Raw genomic sequence first — 21,585 nt, 5'->3', positions numbered from 1 at the left:
ATCATATTTGTACCCGTCATAGAGGGTCACTGCGCGATGGCTTGTTCTCTTTCCACATTATCTTGGCTGTTTTCGGCAAGCCAGTAGAGCCAAATCATCATTAGGCATAGAGCGAAACAGAGCCCAAATAGCCAGTTTGAGTTGAGCGAATCGATCACCATACCGCCGACCAATGGTGACACTGCAAAGCCCAACGAATAAAGCGCCGATGCGCCAAAATAGGAGCCGCGCAAATGCGCCGGTGCCAAGCGGTCAATCTGCACATTCAAGGTTGGGAAAGCAATCACTTCGCCTAAGCTCATGACAAAACAAGCCAGAGCCCAGCCCCAAGGTAAATCCGCTGGCGTGAGCATAAATCCGATTTGTGCCAACGCCATCAACATCATGCCAATACGCGTACGCAAAAAGAGTGGCACGTGCTCAAGCCATTTCAGCATCGGGAACTGGAAAATAATGATGGTCAACGTGTTCACCAGCACCAATCCGGCCACCAGCGTAGCTGCATCGGTAATATCTGAACGCACGATGACCTGTGGGATCGACGATTCCAACTGGGCATAGATAAACATCATCAAGAAGTTGGCAATCATCAATTTCACAAAGATGGCATCGCGGCTAATCACCTTCATCGTGGCACGGAAGTTAGGCAACAAAGAGGGATCGGGCTTGGTAAAGGTCTGTTTGCGTTCAATGCCAAAAAACAACCACACGGTGTAAAGCAAATACGTCACACCGGTGATGTAGAAAAGATGTTGCGGTGAGCTCAAACCAATCGTCACCCCCAACAGCGGGCCAATCGCGCCACCCAAGTTGAGCAAAAAGTAACGAATATTCAGCGCCAGTTCGCGGTCTTTCACGTTGGCAAGATTATCGCCAATCACCGCTTTGGCGGGCGCTTCGATCATCGGACGCATTAGGCCCGTCACCAGCATCAGAAAGTAGAAGTGCCACAGTTGATCCGCCAAGGCGATGCCTGTGTACGCCGCAGACGCCACCAAACTGCCGCTCACCATCACCCACTTGCGGCCAAACTTATCGGACAAATAGCCCGAATAGAGCCCCGTCACCGCGCCAACAATCGCCGAGCCAGCCAGCATGCCGCCGATTTGCGCCGCACTGGCGTTGTAATCTTGGTATAGGAAAACAATTAAAAATGGCCACGCCATGAAATAACTGGTGCGCGCCAGTAAAGTCCCACTGAGCACCGTCCAGATGGAAAAATTGAAACGCCTTATTCTCTCTCTTTGAAATAAACTTTCTCTCTCCATACGCCTAGCCTCTCTCATCCGTTTTTTCTGTTTTTTTCTTTTTTAAGTTTGTGTCAACGTGCCCATCGCAGTACCCATCGCAAGCGTTGAAAGCGCTCTCTTTAGCAATCGGTTGCTGATCACAATTTGGCCAGTATAGAGAGCCAAGTCACAATATGTAACCCCATTGTTAAAATTAATTTTCTCTCTTATACCGCGAGCTAACGTACTGCCTGAAATGTGTTTTTTGAACCAAACAAACGTGAGCGGTTGCGCGCGAAAACAGGCGGATTTCTGTTACACTGCCAAGCCAAATAATGTTGTACAAGAAGCGCATTCTCATGGTTAACCCGAAACTCATCGCCCTCCTGCCCGATCTTGCCAGTTTTATCTTGGTGGTGAATGAGGGCAGTTTTACCGCCGCAGCAAAAAAGCTCGATGTGACCCCTTCCGCGTTAAGCAAGTTGATCACCCGCTTAGAACAGGCATTGCAGGTGAAATTGTTTGAGCGCACCACGCGCAAATTGCTCATCACTCAGGCGGGGCAAAAAGTGTATGACCAAAGCATTGCGATGGTGAATGCCGCTCAGCAAGCAATTGAGATTTCTGCCTCTGACCACAGTGAGCCGGCTGGCGCCTTAACCGTAGCGGCGCCAGAAGCGTTTTTGAACTCCGTACTGCAACCTTTTGTGGTGCCCTTTTTACAGCAGTACCCGAATATCCAACTCAAACTGCGCGCCGCAGACGGCCAGATTGATCTGTTTCGCGACAATATTGACGTGGCGTTTAAACTGACCGACAAACCAGATGAAAATTTGGTGCTCAAAGAGCTCAGTAAAACCCATCTGGTTTTGTGCGCCTCTCCGGATTACCTCACGCAGCGTGGCATGCCCAGCCACCCGACCGAACTCACCGAGCATGACTGCTTATATTTGGCAGAAAACGACAAAGACAACCTGTGGTCATTCTTTAAAGACGAGGCGTTTTATTCGGTGGCTGTTTCGGGTCGCTATGCCGTTAACCATTCCCAAATGCGTCTGAACGGCGTCAAACAAGGGCTCGGCATCGGCATCTTCCATGATTTTGTGATTCGCGAGGCGCTTGAACGCGGTGAAGTGGTCAAGGTGTTGGACGATTGGATGATCAAAAGTAATTATCATGGCGCGATTGCCATGCAATATCCGCAAACCAAATACATGCCCGCTCGTTTGCGCGTGTTTATCGATTTTATTAACCAGAAGTTGGTGTTGTGATGCTGAAAACCATTCATCATGTCGCGATTATTTGCTCCGACTACCCTCGCTCAAAGCAGTTCTACAGTGAACTGTTAGGGCTGACGATCATTGCAGAAAATTACCGCGAAGCACGAGATTCTTATAAGCTCGATCTGGCGCTGCCTTGTGGTACGCAGATCGAACTGTTTAGTTTTCCCAAAGCACCTGAACGGCCCAGTTTCCCAGAGGCGCAAGGGTTAAGACATTTGGCGTTTGTGGTGGAAGACATTGTGCAGATGAAACACTATTTAGAAAGCCACGATGTGCTGGTCGAGCCGATTCGGATCGACGAGTTTACCGGTAAGCAGTACACCTTTTTCGCCGACCCCGATGGCCTGCCGTTGGAGCTGTACCAACAGTAGCTTTACCAACGATAGCTTTACCAGCGATAGCGTTATCACGCTAACCAAGGTGATTTGGGTGAGAGTACCCAAATCACCTTAGAACGCGTTCTGCGATCTCTTCAAAACGCGCATTTAAACCTCTCTATTTAAACCTCTCTATTTAAAAAATGGCTCGATTCAAATCGCTGAGCTTAACGCCTAGCTAAACACGGTTTTCAAACGTTCAACACGATTAAAAAGCAACCAATCGAGCAGCAGCGCTACCACTATGCTTGCACCCGCCAGCGGGAAGAGCACGCCGATCACCACGAGCGTCACCAACGCTGTTTTCCACACGCCATCGCTGGCAAATTTTGCGGGCACGCCCAGCTTACCCTGACCAACAGGACGACGAAGCCACCACATGATTCCCCCTGTCACGGCAATCACCACAAAGGCCAAACACAATAGCGCATTGGCCACTTTATTGAACACACTGATGTCTCCTTGGTGCAGCGCAATCCCTGCCGCCATGGCTTTGGCGACGAGGTTGTAATCTTTCCATGTCACATCGGCCAATAGCGCACCGCTGTATTGATCAAAATGGCTGGTGCGATCCTGCGTCGGGTCGATAATGTCGCCGCTCATGGTGTTGGCAGAAAGGGTAAAGACGCCTGTTTCTGAGCGAGGAAAATTGAGTTTGTAATGGGTAAAACCTAACTCACGCGCTTTGTTCACCATGGCATCAATGCCGATGTTTTCCATCATGGAGTGATGCGCTGAATCTGCCATTTTGCTGTGATCGTGAGAGACAGGCAGTGGCGTTTGTTCCAAATTCCACGGCATTTCTTCTTCACTGCCATGGTTAAGATCTTGGTGTGTGAGGGTAGAAAGCGGCACATCGTCCCATTTCTGCGCGGGGAAGCTACTCCAAGGTTGCACAAACTTGCCTCCCCAAATCCCTGCCCACGCCAAGCCTGAAAGCAAGAAAAAGAGCAGAATAATGCTGGTTAGCCCACCTAGATTGGCGTGCAGATCTCGCATCATCACGCGCTTGCCTGAGTGCAAACGCACGCGCAAAAAGCCCGCACGGCTAGCGTTATCTCGTGGCCACCACAAGTAAATCCCCGTCACCAGCAACAAAGTCGACAAACTGGCCGCCACTTCGATGAGGTAATCGCCATACTCACCCATCAGCAGCTCGCCGTGAATATCATTCGCCAATTGGTACCAACTGTCGCTGCGGTCAATCGTGCCAAGCACTGCGCCAGTGTAGGGATCCACCGTAACAAAACGTGAGGTGCCGTCGGCAAACTTGACGTTAAAACGGTTGGCTAAATCGGCCTGTTTCGCTGGCACAAATTGGCTAATGGTGCCCTCTGGATAACGCGCTTGCACATTGGCCAACTGAACCGATGGCAATACCTCATGATGTTGAGGCGTGACTTGAAGAATGGATTGATAGCGAGCCAATTCGATTTCATCATCAAACAGCATCACAAGCCCAGTGACACTGAGCATCAGCATAAAGGGGATAACAAATAGCCCGGCATAAAAATGCCAACGCCAGGTGAGGAAGTAACGAGATTTTGCACGCGAGCTGGGCTTGGCGGTCTTAGAGTGATCGCTCAACATTTTATAAATTCCTTTTGCAAACGCTAAAAAACACCGTGTCCGAAGCGGAAACAGTGCGCTTTGAGCGTGTTGACTTTACTTAAATGAGTGTTGTTTTAGGTTTTGTATTAAGTCAGCGTCGTGAAAGGGGGCGCGCGCGGAACTTGTCTTTCAAATCGCACACTTAGAGCCAAAAAAGTGTAGCGGTCTGAAATAACCAAGCTCTGTCGTGTAAGAACAAGTGCAGTTGGAAGCGAATCTTGATGGAAGGTAGAAAAATGGCTAAAGGGACAAGGCTTACCACTGTGAGTGGGCACCTCTTCGCCTTCTTCTATTTGAACCAGTTCAAAGCCATTAACGGTACAAAGCGTCGCCCATACGCCTGCGCTGCTACCATGAGCATTGATAACAGGCATTAACGTGACTAATACCCAGCTTAACGCGGTTGCCACGAGCATTGAACGATGGAAAGAAGATAAACGCATCATAACCGTTATGTAACAATTTGCTCGAAATGTTATAGCAAAGCGTTAATCCTTGCAAAAGGGAGGTGAATAAGTGATTCGTTTATCACAAGAAATCACGCATTGGGTTACGATTCTCATCACGATGCTCCTCCCTTTTAAGTTTGATCTTGCTTCCATAACAGCTAAGCAATTGGATTTACATCGTTTTTAGCTATTAAATCTATCGATAATTCCCATTAAACAAATGCGGTTTATAGGGATATATTTCCCGTGGGCAGAAAAGAGCTTTTGATAACCAACTTGGCATAAATAGACAAGTAAGTTGGTGCAACGCATTGGAGAGCAACCATGCATATGTCAAAAAGCTTTTTATTAATTTCGATGGGTTTGGCGAGTATTTCGGTACACGCTCAAACGCTTACTCGTGACAATGGTGCACCTGTTGGTGACAACCAGAATTCGATAACCGCAGGGGAAAACGGCAGCGTACTGCTGCAAGACGTTCACCTAATCCAAAAACTTCAGCGTTTTGCCAGAGAACGTATTCCTGAGCGAGTGGTGCATGCTCGCGGTACAGGTGCGCATGGTGAATTCGTCGCATCTGGTGATTTCAGCGATTTAACTCTTTCTTCTCCTTTTGCTCAATCAGGAAAAGTAACCCCTGTATTTGTGCGTTTTTCTACAGTGGTTCACTCTAAAGGTTCACCAGAAACTCTGCGTGACCCGCGTGGATTTGCGACCAAATTTTATACCGACCAAGGCAACTGGGATCTTGTTGGCAACAACCTACCCGTCTTTTTTATTCGTGACTCGATCAAGTTTCCTGACATGGTGCATTCATTAAAACCGTCTCCGGTCACCAATCTTCAAGATCCGAATCGTTTTTTTGATTTTTTCAGTAGCCAGCCAAGCGCAACCAACATGCTGACTTGGGTTTACACCAATTTAGGCACCCCTGCGAGCTACCGCACGATGGATGGCTTTGGTGTGCACGCGTACAAATGGATCAACCAAAAAGGTGAAGTGAACTACGTTAAGTTTCACTGGAAGAGCCAACAAGGTGTGAAGAGCTTACGCCCGGCGGAAGTGACCAGAGTGCAAGGGGAAGATTTCAATCACCTGACTAATGATCTCTATACGCAGATTAACGCGGGGAACTTTCCGAAGTGGGATCTTTACGTCAAAGTGCTTTCTCCAAAAGCGTTGTCAAAACTCGATTACAACGGTCTAGACGCCACCAAAGTTTGGTTGGATGTGCCTGAGAAAAAAGTTGGCACCATGACGCTCAATCGTGTCCCCGATAATTTCTTTTTAGAGACAGAACAATCTGCCTTTGCGCCATCCAACATTATTCCTGGTATTGAGCCTTCGGAAGATCGTCTGCTTCAAGGCCGCTTGTTTGCTTATGCCGATACGCAGTTGTATCGCCTCGGTGCCAACTTATTCCAGCTGCCCGTCAACAGCCCGAAAAGCCCAGTGGCCAATCACAACCAAGATGGCCCAAGCAACAACTCTACGGGTTTAAGCGATGCGACGGGTTTAAGCAATGCGAACAGCTTAGACGTGAATTACGAGCCAAGCCGTTTGGTTAATCTGACCGTGGATAAACAAGCGAGAGCAGTAGAAACACCACTTTCTGGCCATGTTCAACAGCAGGCAATCCGCAATCCGCGAGATTTCTTCCAAGCTGGCGTGCTTTACCGCAGCTTGAGCGAACAAGACAAGGCGGACTTAATTCACAACCTCTCTGGCGATTTAAACAAGGTTAATGATGCCGAAGTCAAAGCCATCATGGTGAGCTACTTCTACCGTGCAGACAAAGAGTATGGCACTCGTCTCGCCAAAGCGACTGACGTCAATCTAAAACAAGTCACTAAACTGGCGTCGATGTAAAAAGTTTTGGCCCATAGAAGAAAATTCTGCTCTTTTCTGCCCCGAAAAACAGGGCTTCTATGGGCCAAATTTGCTCAATGGAGAGACCACCAATGAAGCGATTTACTCACATTATTTTGTTTTGCTCAGTGACGATTTATTCCATCTTTGCGATTTCGAGCGAAACTGACACAGTTCAAGAAGATCTTTATCAATCCCTCATCGGTTTATTTTTTGATGCCACTAGAATAGGTAATGGCGAAGTCATCAATGAGTTTTTGGATGCCGGTTTTCCGATTAACGAAAGGAATTACCAAAGCTATACCGCCTTGATGGTCGCAGCCTATCAGGGCCAACGAGAGATTGTTCAACTGTTGTTGGCAAGGGGTGCCAATGCTTGTTTACAGGATAAGAGAGGCAATACTGCGCTGATGGGGGCGTTACTCAAACGTGAAATTGGTATTGCTAAGGATCTTTATCAAGCAGACTGCCCCAGCGATTTGCTCAACAAAGCGGGACTGGATTTGAAACAATTTGCCGAAATATACGGTCAATCTGAAGTACTAAAATCGCTAGCGAAACAACAACCTATAACATCTATTTCCTCTGGAGGAAAATAATGAATAAACACACCTTACTTGCTGCCGTTTTGCTTTATTCGACCTCTTCATTTGCGCAGAGTTTGAGCGTTGAGATGAAGGACTTATCCAGCAATCAAACACTCGGCACCGTGACCATCACTTCAAGTGACTACGGAACGGTGTTGACTCCTAATCTCAAAGGGCTACCTAGTGGCCTGCACGGTTTTCACCTCCACGCCAATGGAAGCTGTGAGAGCAGCAACAAAGACGGCAAAGTGGTATTAGGAGGGGCGGCTGGTGGGCACTATGACCCGCAGAATAGTGGCAAACACGGCTATCCATGGACTGAAGACAATCACCTTGGCGATCTACCTGCACTGTTTGTTGATGCATCAGGTAACGCGTCACAGCCGGTGCTTGCCCCTCGTGTTGCGTTAAAAGATGTCCAGGGCCGCGCTCTGATGATCCATGCAGGGGCTGACAATCACTCAGATCACCCAATGCCGCTGGGCGGCGGCGGTGCGAGAATTGTGTGTGGTGTGATCAACTAACCCAGCCTTAGCCTCCCAACATGGCTCTTCGATTCTTCTAGGCTCAGGGAATCTTAGGAGCCAAAACAACAAAGCCGCCTTTGAGTAGTCAGGCGGCTTTTATTGCCAAAACGAGTTCACATTATTGTAAGCGCTGTGCTTACTTACTCAGTATCGAGATTGGCAGATTGGCTTAACCAAACAATTTGCCCCAAATGCTGGTTTTCTTCTTCTCGTGGTACTCTTTACGCAACTCATCCACTTCAACCAGAGCTTGCTTGGCAGCCTCAAGATTTCCCTGTTCAAGCTCACCATTCACTTTATCAAGTGCCACTGTCAGCTTGTTAAAGCCTTCATGATACAAGTCGTTTTTCTCCGGTGCGTATTCGCCGGTTTTTGAGTTTGCCACCAGCGAGCGCAATTGGTTGACAGCCGCTTGCATAGACTCAATATCCTGAGCTTCCGCAGCTTGACGAAATTCCAACTTCATCTCTTTCATGTTGGCTTTTAAATCCACTTTGCTTTCTTGGTTGGCAAGCCCGGTAAAAGAGACCATCACCAATGCTGAGCCTAACAATACTTTACTTAACTTCATTACTTCTCCGAGTTTTGTTGTCTTTATTTTTCCGCAGCAAGTGTACTCTATGAAGTCTGAAAATAGGGTAAAGAAATTGTAAAGATCACTGACGTAATGACGCCAACTCGTCGATAGGCCCCCTGCCCCTTAACTCAAGAAAATCGAGAAATTGCGATGGGCTATGTGTAATCACACGATGTGAATCAATGCCGACAGAGTCCAGTAGCTCGCTAGCAAGATCTAACTTGCCAACATCCTGACAGAAATGAGCATCACTGCCCGTTGTAAAATAGACGCCAAGTGCTTTGCCTACACGTGCAATCTCGTAGCAACGCTCCACACTGCCGACTCGGCTGTGCCCTTTCAGAGTGGAGTTATTGATCTCGATGGCCACGTTATGCTCTTTGGCACAGTGAAGTACGGCATGGAAATCAAAGTCAAAATGAGGGTTACCTAAATGCCCCAACGCATCGATTCGGCCACCTTGAATCACATTGAGCAATGCTTGGGTGTGCGCTTCTTTGTTGGATGGCGCAAAAACAGGCTCGTGGAAACTGGCGATCGCCCAATCCAAGTTGGGGTCTACGCTAAGAGGGAGGTCAATCTCGCCTTCGGTATTGAGAATATTGGCTTCCACGCCACGTAAAATCGCCACGCCTTCGAGGAAACGAGGCAATACACGCTGGTTGGCGAAAAACCAATAGTGAGGCGCGCCTGGCATGGATTCTGCGTGGTCAGTGGTACAAAACATGGCCAAGCCGTTTTCTTTTGCGCTACGCGCATTTTCAATCAGCGTGCTATAGGCGTGGCCACTCGCATAAGTATGACTGTGCGTGTCGATCTTCAGTTCCATTTCACCTCTCTAATTCACTTAATCGGATTGACATCGACATTGTACGACACTTCGTAGTGCAACGATCTGATGTGAAATAAGTTTACTCTTCACTCAGCGCTTTTATCAGGGGCAGCGCCTTTTCCCAACCATGATTGAACATGGAAACAAAATCGCTGTGCGTGGTGATCGTCACCATCAACAGCAGTTTTCCATCTTTAGGGCGAAGTTGGTAGCTTTCCGTTGAGCCAATCCATTTCATGGCAACATCGCTGTCTATGTCTTGAACATGTTCTGGGTTAAAGATGGCAACATGATGAAGTTCGATCCGCTGCTGCGGTTCAATCGCGTCAATCACCGCACGCGTGCCTCCCATGTCTGGGTCAAAGAACTTGATGTCTTCCCCTTCTTGCCAGACGCCGTCAAATTGCGAGTGAGGAGAAAACGCTTTTGCCCACTGTTTATACAGTTCCAGATCCGTCAGCACTTGCCACACTTTCTCCGGTGTCGCGTCGATTTCAACATGATAATTCAATGTCAGCATACTCTAGCCTCCCTGCTTGTTTAGTTAACACGCTAGCCTATACAGGCTAAAAATCAACCAGTTATTTTTTGGCAAGCGGCATAATTTCGACAATACTTATCCAAAGTAGGCGCGATCTCTCGATTTCGCCCACAACACCGAGTAGTTGTTTGGTGACAAGGATTGAAACGAAGACGCGAACCTGGAGCGCTCATGAAGAAACAACGTTACCCGCTGAGTATTCATATCACGAGTCTGTTTTTAGTGCTGACAACGGTTGTTGGTATTGTTCTGATCACCATCAGCTACAACCACTCGCAAACCTTGTTGAGCAAAAGTGCCGAAGGGTTGAGTAACGAGCACGCTCACAAACTGGAATCGGCGTTTCAAACCTCTGTTGGTCCAATTTTAACCACGTTGGATTTTATGGCTGTGAGTGCTTTTCTTGATGAATACAACAATGAGAACAAGCTAAAACCGTGGTTAAGCGCTCTGGCCCATATTTTTGAAGAAAATCCCAATTTGGTTGCACTGTATCACGCATCTGAAAGCGGGACTTTCACCCAATATCGTATGCTGAATTCGCCCACCATCCGCCAAAGTTTTTCCGCTCCAGCGAACGCGCTTTTCCTGATTAACAATACCCATGTGGATGGCACCAACGAGTTCATCTTTCTCGACAGCCAGTTTGAACGAATGGACTACAAAAAGACCAATGACAACACATTTGATCCTCGAGTGAGACCTTGGTTTATCAACGCCGAAATGGACGGCGAGATCAGACTGACAGAGCCATATTTTTTTTACTTTCTAAAAACCAACGGGGTGACGCTTTCTCGACGCTCGGTGAATGGGCAATACGTGGTGGGAGCCGACTTCACTTTGGCCACCTTATCAAACCAGCTTGAACAGCTCGCTTATTCAGATCGAACTCGCCTTGCCTTGCTCGATAAAGAGGGACGTTTACTGGCGCAGCACCAAGTTGGCCTAGACATTCAAGCCGATGTCAGCGAACAGCAACAAGCGCTTAAAACCAGTATTTTTGCCTCGCTGCTCGCAAAGGTTGGCTACCCGACCACCCTATTTGAAACCGCCACCTTCAACGGCTTGGATTGGTCAATCACCATGACGCCGGTTTTTCTCACTGACAAAGTGCAGCTTTCACTGGCGGAAGCCTCACCCACCGATGAGATCTTGGCGGATCTGCTCTCGATGCGTGACAAACAAGTGCTCACGGCGATTCTTCTACTTGCCATCTGTTTTTGTGTGGTGTGGCTAGTGGCCAATCGGCTTTCAAAGCCCCTTATCAATCTTGTGTATCTGACAGACAACATCGCACGCTTTAACTTTAAGAAAACACGTTATCCTCAGAGCATGATCAAAGAGGTCTCTAACCTCACCAGCTCCATTGAATTGATGGAACACACACTGCACGATTTATTGCGATTATTGCGTGATACCGCTGGTAACCAAGAGTTTGAAGTGTTGGCCAAAACCATTGCGCACCAAGCGTATTTGGTGACCAAAGCTGAAACCATCTTGCTCTACATTCAGTCGGAAGAAGAGAAAAAGCTGATTTTGGCCGCCAATCACGCCATCATTCCATTCAAGGTCGACATCAATGATTTCGTTAATGAAACCCCTTGGTTGATGGCACAACTCAAGGAGGGCGATACCATCCACCTTGATCGCTCCACCAATGCGTTAAAACGTCATCAGGACACGATTTTTAACTCAGATATTTTTCTTTTTCCGCTCCTTAATCGTGAAAAACAATTGGTCGGCATTGTCACTGTGGGCTATGAGCGCCCACCCAGTGAAACCGAGCTCGCCAAGCACGCATTCTTGCGTGAGCTACTCAGTTTTGCCGAAATCGCCAAAGACAATATTGACCAAATGCAGCAACAAAAAGAGATGCTCAACGCCTTCATCGAGCTCATTGCCTCTGCGATCGATACCAAATCGCCCTACACTGGCGGGCATTGTCAACGCGTTCCACAGTTAGTGACTTGGCTGACGGAAGTGGTGGAGAAAGACAACAAATACTTCCCTAGCTTTAAAGTGAATGCCAAACAATGGGAAGAAATCAGGCTCGCGGCATGGATGCACGACTGTGGCAAGGTCACCACACCAGAATACGTGGTGGATAAAGCAACAAAACTGGAAACCATTTACGATCGCATTCATGAAGTTCGTATGCGTTTTGAATTACTCAAACTGCAAGGGGAAGTGGACTATTGGCGTGCACGCAGCCAAGGGGAAGATCCCGATGCGGCAAAAGCACACCTCACCATGCTCCATCGTCAGTTGGATGACGAATTTGCTTTTGTGGCACGCTGTAATGCGGGGGGTGAGTCAATGGCCGAAGCGGACATTGAAAAACTCAACACAATTGCCAATCGCCAGTGGAAGCGAACGCTTGATGATCAACTGGGTGTTTCTTGGATTGAACAGCAACGGCACCGCAACACACCTGAATTACCCGTGATGGAGCCATTGCTGGCAGATAAAGATGTGCACAAAGTGCCATGGGAAGCAGGATTCCACCCAAGCCAACACTGGCAGCAAGCGTATGTACTCAAGCCGGGAGCGTACAAGTACGATCGTGGCGAGCTGCATAACCTGACGGTTCGCTACGGCACGCTCACGGATGAAGAGCGCTTTATCATTAATGATCACATCATCCAGACGCAAATTATGCTTAATCGCCTACCTTACCCTGAGCATTTAAAAAACATCCCTGAAATCGCCGGGGGGCACCATGAGCGAATGGATGGTAAAGGCTACCCACTCGGTCTTCATGAGGAAGAGCTCTCCGTACCCGCACGTATTATGGCCATTGCGGATGTCTTTGAAGCGCTCACCTCTGCGGATCGCCCTTACAAGAAAGGCAAGACATTAGCAGAATCGCTGGAGATCATGACCAATATGGCAACATCAGGGCATATTGATCCTAAGATCTATCTCTTGTTCTTAATCCAAAAAGTGGACCAGAAATACGCCAGCGCATTTGTTAACCGCAGCCAGTTGTCTGAGATAGACCGAGAGTCGCACATTGAGCGGGTGAAAAACTACATGCGCAACCAGTTCTGATATTACGCCTGCCTCTGTTTTAGAAACGGAGGACGCGACATGATCATCGGCCAAAGTACGTTGAGCATGGTGGCGAAAATGATCAATCCCAAACCGGTGATTTGCCAAAGAGAAAACGACTCATCAAAAAACAGCCATTGCCAAGCCGAGGTAAACAGTAAATTGGTAAAAATCAATGGGGCTAACTGAGAGCCGCTGTTCGCTAGCCGGTACGCTTTAGCTCTGTTCACTTGGGTATTGATGATCAAACAAGAAATCGCCAGCAAAGCGATAGCCACGGGCAAACTGAGCCAAGTTTGCAACGTTGCTGTTGCCTCTGACGCTGCGATATCGACAAACACCAAAACAGGCAGGAGCAACAAGGCGGCCAAGCTGAATGTCCAGAAGTTAATCTCCTTGGGTGACAGCGCACTCTTACTGGCTCGATAGAGCGTCAGTTGAGATCCCGAGTTGAACACTCCCCCTGCCAAACCCGCCAGCAATTCGAGCCTTAATGAGAACTCCCCTTCTTTCCCGGCCAATAATATTACGCCGACAAACGTCGCCACCAACGCCGCTATCGTCAATTTCGACACACTGGTTTTGAAAAAGAGACGCTCAAGCAACGGCATAAACAATGGGCCAGTAGCAAAGAGCACCACGCTTTCCACCAAACTCAGATGTTGAAGCGACCAAAGGAAAAAGAGTTGGCAGAGGGCGATACACAGCGCGCGGCCGAGCAAGGGTTTCATTTCCGCCTTATTGGGTATTTTTATTTTAGTTATTCTTAATAGAGCCAATAGTAAAACGGCTGGCAAGGCAAAGCGTAAAAAGCTAAACCATTCGATAGGAACAATATCGACTAAATATTTGGAAATCAGACCTGTCACCGATAAACTCAATGTCGACAGGAGCATATACAAGATAGATTTGTCTAATGTGTGCATTTCACTACTCCTCAGTACCCGCTCATTTTAGGCGGATATGCGGGGTGAAAATAGCGAGTAATACTGACCATATCTGTAAGGTAAACTAACATGAGAAAACAAGTACCACTCAAATCTCTCTATGCTTTTGTCGCGGTGGCAGAAACGGGCAGTATGACCGAAGCGGCCAGTCTGCTTCATGTTAGCCATTCTGCAATCAGCCAAGCGGTCAAATCACTAGAAACTCAGGTCAATCGGCCACTGTTTGAAAGAGTGGGCCGACACGTTCGCTTAAACAATCATGGTAAGAAATATTACAAACAAGTCGCGCCAGCACTAGAACAGATTGTTAAAGCAACCGAAGAGTTGGCCCAATCCAATGACATTGGACGAATAACCCTCAACATGGTGAACTCCCTCGCTCTGCACTGGTGGATCCCACGTTTGGATGACTTACAACAATTTGCGCCAAACCTGGATGTTCGGCTCTCCAATTTGACGGGTATTTTTCATCTTGAGCAACAAGGAGTCGACGTAGCACTGGTCCATGGTAGCCCTGATGAATGGCAAGATTACTACTGTGAAAAACTCAGTGACGATGAACTGATTCTGGTTTGCAGCCCAGAGTTACTTGCTCATCAGCCTTCTGTGCCCGAGCTGCTGACCCAATCGCGCATCATCACCGTAACGAATGAGCGGAGAAAAAACGATTGGGATATTTGGTGCCAGGCGCAGCAGTTCCCACTACCTAAAACCGATAAGCACTTGCAGTTTTTAGTTTCGGTTCAGGCGGTTCAAGCAACCATACGACGACTGGGTGTACTAGTGACCCATAAACTGTTCGTCAAAGATGACATTGATGCCGGGCTGCTCACGCAAGTCGGCCCGAGTGTGGTGAATCCTGATCTCGCTTTCTATTGGGTGTGCCATCCTAGCAAACTCAAAAACGAAAGTGTTTTAACGCTGCGCAATTGGATCAGGAATGACTTCATACCAAAATGAGAAAAATTCATGCTTGCCATGCGTCAAGACGCAAGTTAGATTAAATCCATTCCCTCAGTGAATACTTTACATTGCATTTTTAACCAAAAGAGGGTGACCAATATGATCGTAACAACGACTCAACATATCGAAGGCAAAAAAATCATCGCTTACAAAGGCGTTATTGCAGGAGAAGCCATTTTGGGTGCGAACCTGTTTAAAGATCTCTTCGCCGGAATTCGAGACATGGTTGGTGGACGTTCTGGTACATATGAACGCGAGTTGGAAAGAGCAAGAACCATTGCTTTTCAAGAGCTGGAACAAAAAGCACGCGAGTTGGGTGCCAATGCGATCGTCGGTGTTGATATCGACTATGAAGTCTTGGGACAGAGCAATGGCATGCTGATGGTTTCAGCCAGTGGTACGGCCGTCGTTATAGAATAGAAATTCATAATAGCGCATCCAATGCGCTATTTTTATGCATAAGAACTAAGACTTTAGTTCAGGAAATATGAAATTATTATGAAAGCTTGTCTTAAAGTATTTACACCTAAAGAAAAAAGCTTTTAAATTGCATGCATATCCAATGTGATGCAGATTTACGACGCTTTCGCTTGCGCGTCTGGAATTGGCCGAGTTCAACTGAACTCGGCCTTTTTACTTTTTTAACCTAAGATTTTCTTACCTAAGAACTACGGACGTGTTGGATTAATCGTCAGTGGCTCCAATGTCACCACCGCATTGACCCCGGCACCTGGGTGATCGACGTATGAAGTGTCTTGCATGAGCGTATAGTACACGTCAACAAAGTCGTCATCGTTGGTTAAAACGCCATCAGGGATCGCATCAATAATTTTATTGGTGATCTGCGGGATGATCGCGTACGCCTGAACTTCTGGATCCGGAATCGCTTTCAACACTTCTTCTGCCACCTGAACCAGCAACTTAGCTAGCTGTTTGTAGTCCGTGCCATCATCTTGTTCCATCAGCACCATATCCGCGGCCCCCCAGCGATAGCGGGACCAATGGATCACAATTTGATTAGGGTAATAATCTTTGTTGTCGTAATCCAGGTAAGGCATTTCCACAAGATCCAATGCTGGCTCATCTCGACTCGGATTCACCCCCGTCACAATGGCATAGATCTCTGCTTTGCCTGAGATCCAAGGTTCTTGGTCATCAGATAAGCGGATTTTCTTCAGTTGTGTGGTTTGGATTGGCGCGGTCGTTTCTGCCGAAAGGCTATATTGCGGTGCCATGCGAGGGGCTGCATTGCGTTCTTTTTCCACCACATAAGGCTGGATCTGCGTTGGTTGGCCTAAGCGTTTCATCTCCGCCTGCATGGCTTGTAGGCCTGCTTTAAGCTCTTTTGTACTGTTGTTATCGACAACAATGACTGGCACATCAGGCATGTTGTAAACATCCAATTGGTGGATCTGACCGTTGACATCAAAAGCTTCAATGTACTGCCAAAGCTCATCATCACCACTTGGTTCAAAAGCGAACAATGGTGAAACATCCCCTTTCTGCCAAGCCGCGAGCATCGCTTCATTGGCAAGGCGAACTTCAAGCAGTTCGTCGGTGTACTCACTCACGCCTTTCCAAGTTCGAATTTGCTCATCGGCTTGAACGAAACGTCGGCTCATTTGCGCCTGTGGTTTCTGCTCAACCAAAGTGGAAATGGGAACATTGAGTTGCTGAGCGTTGATGTTTTGACGAAGCGTGGATTCAACCGAGCTGTAGTTTTCACCCAGTTGCTTGGCAAGCTCACGTTTGGTATTGACGATATCTTCCGCTTTCTCATTAGAGATGTTGGTCACTTTTGTCTCTTCAGACTGGCAGCCAACAAGCGCTAAAGTACAGAGTGCGGACAGTATTATTTTCTTTTTCATCTGGTGTCCTTCTATGATTTGATTGGATACAAATAGAGCTATTGCTCCATTCATGTCCAAAATACCACCGAACACCATTCATTCAATTCGCTTTTATAAAATTGTATAAACTCTGCCCACAGGATCAAATTTCACATAAGGAATTGATAAAGTAGATTTATCTAAATCAACATAAATTGTTAGCTTAAACAGTGAGTTCGTCTTGCAAACAGCAATATTGGTTTTTACCAAGTCGCTTAGCGACATACATCGCTTCGTCTGCATGATGTATCCGCTCCTCAAGAGAAACACCATCTTTGACTGCCCAATGGCTCACGCCAATGCTCGCGGTGACATCACATAAACATCCATCAATGCTGATTGGCTGTTGTAGCTGCTTTAAAATGCGTTCCACCACAGGCACGTAAGTATGCGCATCTCGAATACCAATCAAGAATTCATCGCCCGCCAAACGAGCCACCAAGTCGCGATTAAACACGCTGTTCTTTAGCCGTTTTGCGACCACTCGCAACAGATCGTCCCCAATAGCGTGACCAAACTGATCATTGACGGCTTTAAAACCGTCCAAATCCAAAAAGAGCAGATATTGATCTTTGCCTTGGTCATGCTCACTTTGCAAAGATTGAAAAGCGTGAGAGCGATTGGCTAAACCCGTCAACGGATCGTGATTCGCCACATAATTTAAACGCTTAAGCTCTCTTTCTACCGATAGATCACTTAGCGTCACCACGAATGCTTCTACACGACCGGAGGTGCTTTTGAGCACCCTGAGTTTCAGTTGACAAGGTAACAGGCTGCCACCTTGGCACTTCACTTCCATGGCTCGAATCAAACCACCGCTTTTCATCAATGCCTTGAGTTCTGCTTGAGTAAACTGTAAAGAGTCGTAGTCGTGAATCTCTTCTAATCGGTGCACTTCGCCAAACCAACGCAGACTGGTGAGGTTTTGTGTTTCAACCGAGAACGTGCGTGAGAGCACCAAAATCGCGTCTTGGTTTTGTTCAAACATCAAGTCAATCAGTTTGCGGCGCTGCTCGGCTAAATAAGCTTCTGAGATATCTTCGAACTGAACCAGTGTCTCTTTGCCTTCCGACATTGGGTGACAGGTAACTCGGTATCTTCGTTCCCCATCACGGGCACGCAGTTCCACCGCTTTGCCTTTGCAACCATTGACGATCGAGTGCATTAACGTATCCACCGCCATTTTAGGCTCATAATAAGCCTCGAGTCGCTGCGCGATGTTTTCTCCTTCGTTTTCAATCTTCAGCTCTTTTTGCGCCGCTGGATTGAAATAGCTGATGGTTTTGTTTTCAGACACAACCAATACCCCTCGACGCATGGCACCCAGCGCTCGTTGGATATAGCGGTTGCGCGCTTCCAAGTCATTGAGCACGTTTTGCAGATCGCTTTCTCGATCTCGCAGACTGATCACCATCTCGTTAAAGCAGTGAGTCAGCTTGCCCAATTCATCATCGTGGTAAATCGGCAGCTCTTTTTTCAACACGCCAAAACACGACATCTGCTCCATAGAGCGATGCAATGAGGTCAGTGGCATAACAAAGACATTGTGCAGCACGCGAGCAAACCACCACACCATAAATGATAAGGTCACGGCGATCACCCCAAGCGTGAGCCACATTCTGCGTTTTCGTTCAAAGTAGGCTTCCAATGAGACCCACACTTCCAATTCACCCAGCACTTCACTGCCCAAGACGATCTCTTGACTTAAGCTCATGATCTCTTGGTTGCGGCACAGCACATTGAGTTCATCCCAGTAACAGTCCTGTGGTAGACGATGGATCGCGGCCTTGGTCAGCAAGTCGGTACTTTTGACTTGTGCCGCGATGATGTCGGGGTCAAAGGTCAAAATGTTCAGCTGCTCTTTTGCCGTTGCTGCGTCAGCGAAAGTCAATGCGGCTTGTAAAGTGCTGGCCACCCCTTGCGAAAGGATCTTAATCCGCCCATGCAAGCCGTCGTAGTGAGACAAGGAGATCACCTTGATGGCCGCCCCACCAACGCAGATAAATATCACGGTAAACAGCAACCATGTCGGCAGTGTCATCTTATAGCGCAGTGGTAAACGGGCAAAGCGTTTGGTCATCATTGAGTGGGCTCCTCAAACAACTGAGCAATACTCAACAATTGGGCTCTCAAGCGAATCTGGCTTGGTTCAACATGCTTACGAGAGATCAATGGCAGGATACGATTATTCACTTTAATAAAGGCGATCATCCCACCGAGGCGGACAAACTCCTCACCATTTCCCACCAGCAAAGCGTGAGGGTAGCGCAGCTTGAGTGTCGGCAATGCCGTCTGAGGATTGGACTCGACAAACACCAAATGGCAGGACTCTTGCGGGTCCACCTCCTCTAAGTATGAGAAAGTCGCCGCCTCTGGCTGAGTTTCCACTATGGCTTTTAAGCGTTCTGCGATGACGCTATTGAACTCACCACAATAGCGTGTCTTCTGCTGCGCTAAAGGCGTCGATTGCCAATCGGCCAGTGAGGCAAAACGATACAAATACACCGCTTTCAAATCTTCATCGCTGTATTTAGGCCATGCGGGGACGGCAAGGCAATACACCCCAAAAAAAAGTGCGATTCGACAAAGCAATTTCGTGCTTAGCCTACGCTGCCTCATAGGGCACTGCCCTGCTCCATGGAAGGAGACCAAGCTAACATCAGCCAATACTGCACCCCATTTTGATAGGGGGAAAACGCTTGTGGAAACTCTGTACTTTGGTCTGCCCCAAGGTTTTCAACCACGGCCGTCAACCTCGGATAGGCCTTACTGTGCTGCCAGCTCAATGCAATATCCACACTGAATACTTCCGGCCATTGGTAACGCTCATCGGAGGTATAGTCCGAGTGCATCTGTGACTCTGAAATGTATTGAAGTGTACTGCTCGCCCACCATTGCGGAGTGATGTCCCACATTAACTGCGCGTTGACAAAATGGTTAGGCTGGTTCTCTAACTCTCGTTTCACGGCTTGGTTTGAGCCACAAATCGCCCCTTCACAATGACCAATAATGCGCTTGTAGCTGTAATTCATGTTGAGCTGTACAGCATCAATCGGTGCCCACTTGAAGGCTAATTCGCCACCCACGGTTTCTGACCAAAGGGGATCCACCATCTGTGAAACATACTGCTCGATCACAGTTCCGACCGTGCCAGGTGAGGAGTTACCAGGAAGCACAATTTGGCTTGAAGAAACACCTGCATACGCTCGAATATTGTGGTGCTTACTGTAATAAGTGCCTGCGCTGAACTGCCACACTTCATCAGACCAAATTCGATAGCCCAGTTCGTAAGTTTCCACGTTTTCTACACGTAAATCTTCACTTCCTTGATAAATGAAGGAATAGAAATAGTCGTATCGATTCCCGTCACTAAATAGTGCACCTTCAATGTAATTGTTACTTTGCAGCGAAGTGGTTAACTCAAGACGAGATGGCGTAACAATCGCCTTACCCCAGCCTGCCCATATGCGCTGATTGTCAGCAAGTTCATAGCTGGCGCGCACCTGTGGTTGTGCATCTATCTCTTTGGTCAGGTTATTGTATTGCCAGCGACTGCCTAAAATGAGATCGGTTTTCTCCGTCACTTCTAGATCCCAGTTGACATACACACCATAGCTTTGGCTGAAAAAATCCGCTTGTTGAGCAATACGCAAGTAAGGCATGGAGAAATGTTCTTGCGGCGAATAGGTACCAAACTCTTCGTCAATGAGGCGGACATTGCCCCCAATCGTCAATTGGCTACCAAACCAATCTTGCACCACAATATGAGAATCGAGATCAAGACGAGTGAATCGGGCATTTCTGTCCGTACTGTCGTTAGCACTGTATGTTAGCCACGCTTCGTTATGCCATCGATTCCCTGAATGGTGGTCATAGATGTGTTGCACGCCAGCAAAGTACTCTTCCATCGTCATTTTGGTGTCGTAGAACTCGATATCGGCTTTGTCTGGGAAGAGAAAATAGGGATTAAGCGTCCCCCACTGGTAATCTTCTTTTGAACGAATCCCACCCACTTGTGCACTAACCGTGTTGGCCAAATATTGGTAATCCAAACGTGCACCAAAACGCTCGGTATACACCGCATAATCTTGATGCGGTTGCACGCGCGCTTCTTCGCTGGTCCAAGGTTTATGTTCGACAAACTCCAGATAACCGCTGACATAAGCATATTCACCAAGCGGTGCTGCATGCCGCATTTGATACTCTTGATAGTCAAAGTTACCCACTTGCGCGGTCACTGTCGCCTTATCGGCCTCTTCTGGATCTTTGGTAATGATGTTCACCACACCAGTCACCGCATTGCCACCCCAGATAGTACCCACTGGACCAAGGACGATCTCAATTTGCGCGATATTGGCTAGACTGACGGGAATAAGATCCCAGTCAACACCCGAAAACATCGGGTTAAACACACTGCGTCCATCAACCATCACCAATAGGGTATTGCTTAGAGGCTGATTACTCCCACGTGCAGTAATACCCCAATCATAATTAGAAAATTTAGCCACATGCAGTCCGGGCGCTAACGCGAGCACATCGGCCACCGAGCGAGCGCCCGAGCGGTTAATTTCTTTAGCGGTGATAACGTAAACCGAGGCGGGGGTATCAGCCAGGCTTTGTGATGTTTTGGTTGCGGACACCACTTTTGTTTCAGCCAAAGAAGACAGTGGCATATCTAACAAGCTGAGAAGATCCTCACTTGCCACACTGGATGGCAAGATAAGAATGGATGGCAATAAAACGGAATAGAACGGTATTGAACGCATGTTGTCTGCTACTTGTGGCGACGACGAATCGAGCTAAACACTCATTGTGTCACTTTATCAAAATAATCAGAACAATGTACCAATAAA

Annotated in this window: 19 protein-coding genes; 8 read left to right on the top strand and 11 right to left on the bottom strand. The window is 47.6% G+C overall.

The genetic code is table 11. The features are described 5' to 3' along the window. Positions 1–26: 26 nt before the first annotated feature. Complete coding sequence (locus CIK04_RS06320) at positions 27–1,268, bottom strand: MFS transporter (RefSeq protein WP_097352912.1); 1,242 nt, start codon at positions 1,266–1,268, stop codon at positions 27–29. A gap of 320 nt (positions 1,269–1,588) precedes the next feature. Here CIK04_RS06320 and CIK04_RS06315 point away from each other — a divergent pair, with 320 nt between their 5' ends. Beyond that, on the top strand, positions 1,589–2,500 hold the full coding sequence (locus CIK04_RS06315; protein ID WP_097352913.1) for a LysR family transcriptional regulator: 912 nt from the start codon (positions 1,589–1,591) through the stop codon (positions 2,498–2,500). Then, entirely contained in the window at positions 2,500–2,883 is a 384-nt protein-coding gene (locus CIK04_RS06310) for a VOC family protein (protein ID WP_097352914.1), read from the top strand. Before CIK04_RS06315 ends, CIK04_RS06310 begins: the two co-directional genes overlap by 1 nt. Before the next feature lie 180 nt (positions 2,884–3,063). Here the strand turns inward: CIK04_RS06310 and CIK04_RS06305 are convergent, their stop codons facing one another. After that, on the bottom strand, positions 3,064–4,479 hold the full coding sequence (locus CIK04_RS06305; protein ID WP_097352915.1) for a PepSY domain-containing protein: 1,416 nt from the start codon (positions 4,477–4,479) through the stop codon (positions 3,064–3,066). 107 nt (positions 4,480–4,586) lie between these two features. Then, positions 4,587–4,943 (bottom strand): hypothetical protein, encoded by a 357-nt coding sequence (locus CIK04_RS06300; protein ID WP_170937710.1) that lies wholly within the window; start codon positions 4,941–4,943, stop codon positions 4,587–4,589. Positions 4,944–5,273: 330 nt separating this feature from the next. Between CIK04_RS06300 and CIK04_RS06290 the strand changes: the two genes are divergently transcribed. The 3 genes from CIK04_RS06290 (at position 5,274) to sodC (ending at position 7,929) form a co-directional block, all read left to right on the top strand. Then, a complete protein-coding gene (locus CIK04_RS06290; RefSeq protein WP_039562194.1) occupies positions 5,274–6,818 on the top strand; it encodes a catalase in 1,545 nt (514 codons plus the stop codon). A 92-nt stretch (positions 6,819–6,910) separates the two neighbouring features. After that, entirely contained in the window at positions 6,911–7,417 is a 507-nt protein-coding gene (locus CIK04_RS06285) for an ankyrin repeat domain-containing protein (protein ID WP_097352916.1), read from the top strand. Then, complete coding sequence (sodC, locus tag CIK04_RS06280) at positions 7,417–7,929, top strand: superoxide dismutase family protein (protein ID WP_045589699.1); 513 nt, start codon at positions 7,417–7,419, stop codon at positions 7,927–7,929. The genes CIK04_RS06285 and sodC overlap by 1 nt, the downstream gene beginning before the upstream one ends. Before the next feature lie 172 nt (positions 7,930–8,101). Here sodC and CIK04_RS06275 read toward each other — a convergent pair whose 3' ends face one another. The 3 genes from CIK04_RS06275 to CIK04_RS06265 form a co-directional block, all read right to left on the bottom strand. Beyond that, positions 8,102–8,503, bottom strand: a complete 402-nt coding sequence (locus CIK04_RS06275; RefSeq protein ID WP_038963683.1) for a cytochrome b562 — start codon at positions 8,501–8,503, stop codon at positions 8,102–8,104. An 85-nt stretch (positions 8,504–8,588) separates the two neighbouring features. Continuing rightward, positions 8,589–9,338, bottom strand: coding sequence for a phosphatase (locus CIK04_RS06270; protein ID WP_011151697.1), 750 nt, complete (start codon positions 9,336–9,338; stop codon positions 8,589–8,591). Between the two features lie 82 nt (positions 9,339–9,420). Further along, on the bottom strand, positions 9,421–9,861 hold the full coding sequence (locus CIK04_RS06265; RefSeq protein ID WP_017420088.1) for an SRPBCC domain-containing protein: 441 nt from the start codon (positions 9,859–9,861) through the stop codon (positions 9,421–9,423). A 192-nt stretch (positions 9,862–10,053) separates the two neighbouring features. Between CIK04_RS06265 and CIK04_RS06260 the strand changes: the two genes are divergently transcribed. Continuing rightward, positions 10,054–12,933: an HD domain-containing phosphohydrolase gene (locus CIK04_RS06260; RefSeq protein ID WP_097352917.1), complete on the top strand. Its 2,880-nt coding sequence runs from the start codon at positions 10,054–10,056 to the stop codon at positions 12,931–12,933. Positions 12,934–12,935: 2 nt separating this feature from the next. Here CIK04_RS06260 and CIK04_RS06255 read toward each other — a convergent pair whose 3' ends face one another. Then, entirely contained in the window at positions 12,936–13,859 is a 924-nt protein-coding gene (locus tag CIK04_RS06255; protein ID WP_097352918.1) for a DMT family transporter, read from the bottom strand. A 90-nt stretch (positions 13,860–13,949) separates the two neighbouring features. Between CIK04_RS06255 and CIK04_RS06250 the strand changes: the two genes are divergently transcribed. Further along, entirely contained in the window at positions 13,950–14,840 is an 891-nt protein-coding gene (locus CIK04_RS06250; protein WP_045589702.1) for a LysR substrate-binding domain-containing protein, read from the top strand. 102 nt (positions 14,841–14,942) lie between these two features. Then, a complete protein-coding gene (locus tag CIK04_RS06245) occupies positions 14,943–15,263 on the top strand; it encodes a heavy metal-binding domain-containing protein (protein WP_011082323.1) in 321 nt (106 codons plus the stop codon). A 248-nt stretch (positions 15,264–15,511) separates the two neighbouring features. Here CIK04_RS06245 and CIK04_RS06240 read toward each other — a convergent pair whose 3' ends face one another. From CIK04_RS06240 to CIK04_RS06225, 4 genes are all read right to left on the bottom strand, one after another. Further along, a complete protein-coding gene (locus CIK04_RS06240) occupies positions 15,512–16,711 on the bottom strand; it encodes a DUF3103 domain-containing protein (RefSeq protein WP_170861626.1) in 1,200 nt (399 codons plus the stop codon). 184 nt (positions 16,712–16,895) lie between these two features. Then, positions 16,896–18,815 (bottom strand): diguanylate cyclase, encoded by a 1,920-nt coding sequence (locus tag CIK04_RS06235; protein ID WP_097352919.1) that lies wholly within the window; start codon positions 18,813–18,815, stop codon positions 16,896–16,898. Further along, positions 18,812–19,351, bottom strand: coding sequence for a YfiR family protein (locus tag CIK04_RS06230; RefSeq protein WP_097352920.1), 540 nt, complete (start codon positions 19,349–19,351; stop codon positions 18,812–18,814). Before CIK04_RS06230 ends, CIK04_RS06235 begins: the two co-directional genes overlap by 4 nt. Further along, entirely contained in the window at positions 19,348–21,498 is a 2,151-nt protein-coding gene (locus CIK04_RS06225) for a TonB-dependent siderophore receptor (protein ID WP_097352921.1), read from the bottom strand. Before CIK04_RS06225 ends, CIK04_RS06230 begins: the two co-directional genes overlap by 4 nt. Positions 21,499–21,585: the final 87 nt, after the last annotated feature.

The sequence above is a fragment of the Vibrio sp. 03_296 genome (assembly GCF_002265885.1).
This window is presented reverse-complemented; position numbering and strand designations above follow the sequence as displayed.

Coding starts and splice junctions, on each gene's coding strand:
- sodC (WP_045589699.1), top strand. CDS start 7,417: ATGAATAAACACACCTTACTTGCTGCCGTTTTGCTTTATTCGACCTCT.
- CIK04_RS06310 (WP_097352914.1), top strand. CDS start 2,500: ATGCTGAAAACCATTCATCATGTCGCGATTATTTGCTCCGACTACCCT.
- CIK04_RS06290 (WP_039562194.1), top strand. CDS start 5,274: ATGCATATGTCAAAAAGCTTTTTATTAATTTCGATGGGTTTGGCGAGT.
- CIK04_RS06315 (WP_097352913.1), top strand. CDS start 1,589: ATGGTTAACCCGAAACTCATCGCCCTCCTGCCCGATCTTGCCAGTTTT.
- CIK04_RS06245 (WP_011082323.1), top strand. CDS start 14,943: ATGATCGTAACAACGACTCAACATATCGAAGGCAAAAAAATCATCGCT.
- CIK04_RS06250 (WP_045589702.1), top strand. CDS start 13,950: ATGAGAAAACAAGTACCACTCAAATCTCTCTATGCTTTTGTCGCGGTG.
- CIK04_RS06265 (WP_017420088.1), bottom strand. CDS start 9,861: ATGCTGACATTGAATTATCATGTTGAAATCGACGCGACACCGGAGAAA.
- CIK04_RS06225 (WP_097352921.1), bottom strand. CDS start 21,498: ATGCGTTCAATACCGTTCTATTCCGTTTTATTGCCATCCATTCTTATC.
- CIK04_RS06275 (WP_038963683.1), bottom strand. CDS start 8,503: ATGAAGTTAAGTAAAGTATTGTTAGGCTCAGCATTGGTGATGGTCTCT.
- CIK04_RS06260 (WP_097352917.1), top strand. CDS start 10,054: ATGAAGAAACAACGTTACCCGCTGAGTATTCATATCACGAGTCTGTTT.
- CIK04_RS06230 (WP_097352920.1), bottom strand. CDS start 19,351: ATGAGGCAGCGTAGGCTAAGCACGAAATTGCTTTGTCGAATCGCACTT.
- CIK04_RS06270 (WP_011151697.1), bottom strand. CDS start 9,338: ATGGAACTGAAGATCGACACGCACAGTCATACTTATGCGAGTGGCCAC.
- CIK04_RS06255 (WP_097352918.1), bottom strand. CDS start 13,859: ATGCACACATTAGACAAATCTATCTTGTATATGCTCCTGTCGACATTG.
- CIK04_RS06305 (WP_097352915.1), bottom strand. CDS start 4,479: ATGTTGAGCGATCACTCTAAGACCGCCAAGCCCAGCTCGCGTGCAAAA.
- CIK04_RS06240 (WP_170861626.1), bottom strand. CDS start 16,711: ATGAAAAAGAAAATAATACTGTCCGCACTCTGTACTTTAGCGCTTGTT.
- CIK04_RS06235 (WP_097352919.1), bottom strand. CDS start 18,815: ATGATGACCAAACGCTTTGCCCGTTTACCACTGCGCTATAAGATGACA.
- CIK04_RS06300 (WP_170937710.1), bottom strand. CDS start 4,943: ATGCGTTTATCTTCTTTCCATCGTTCAATGCTCGTGGCAACCGCGTTA.
- CIK04_RS06320 (WP_097352912.1), bottom strand. CDS start 1,268: ATGGAGAGAGAAAGTTTATTTCAAAGAGAGAGAATAAGGCGTTTCAAT.
- CIK04_RS06285 (WP_097352916.1), top strand. CDS start 6,911: ATGAAGCGATTTACTCACATTATTTTGTTTTGCTCAGTGACGATTTAT.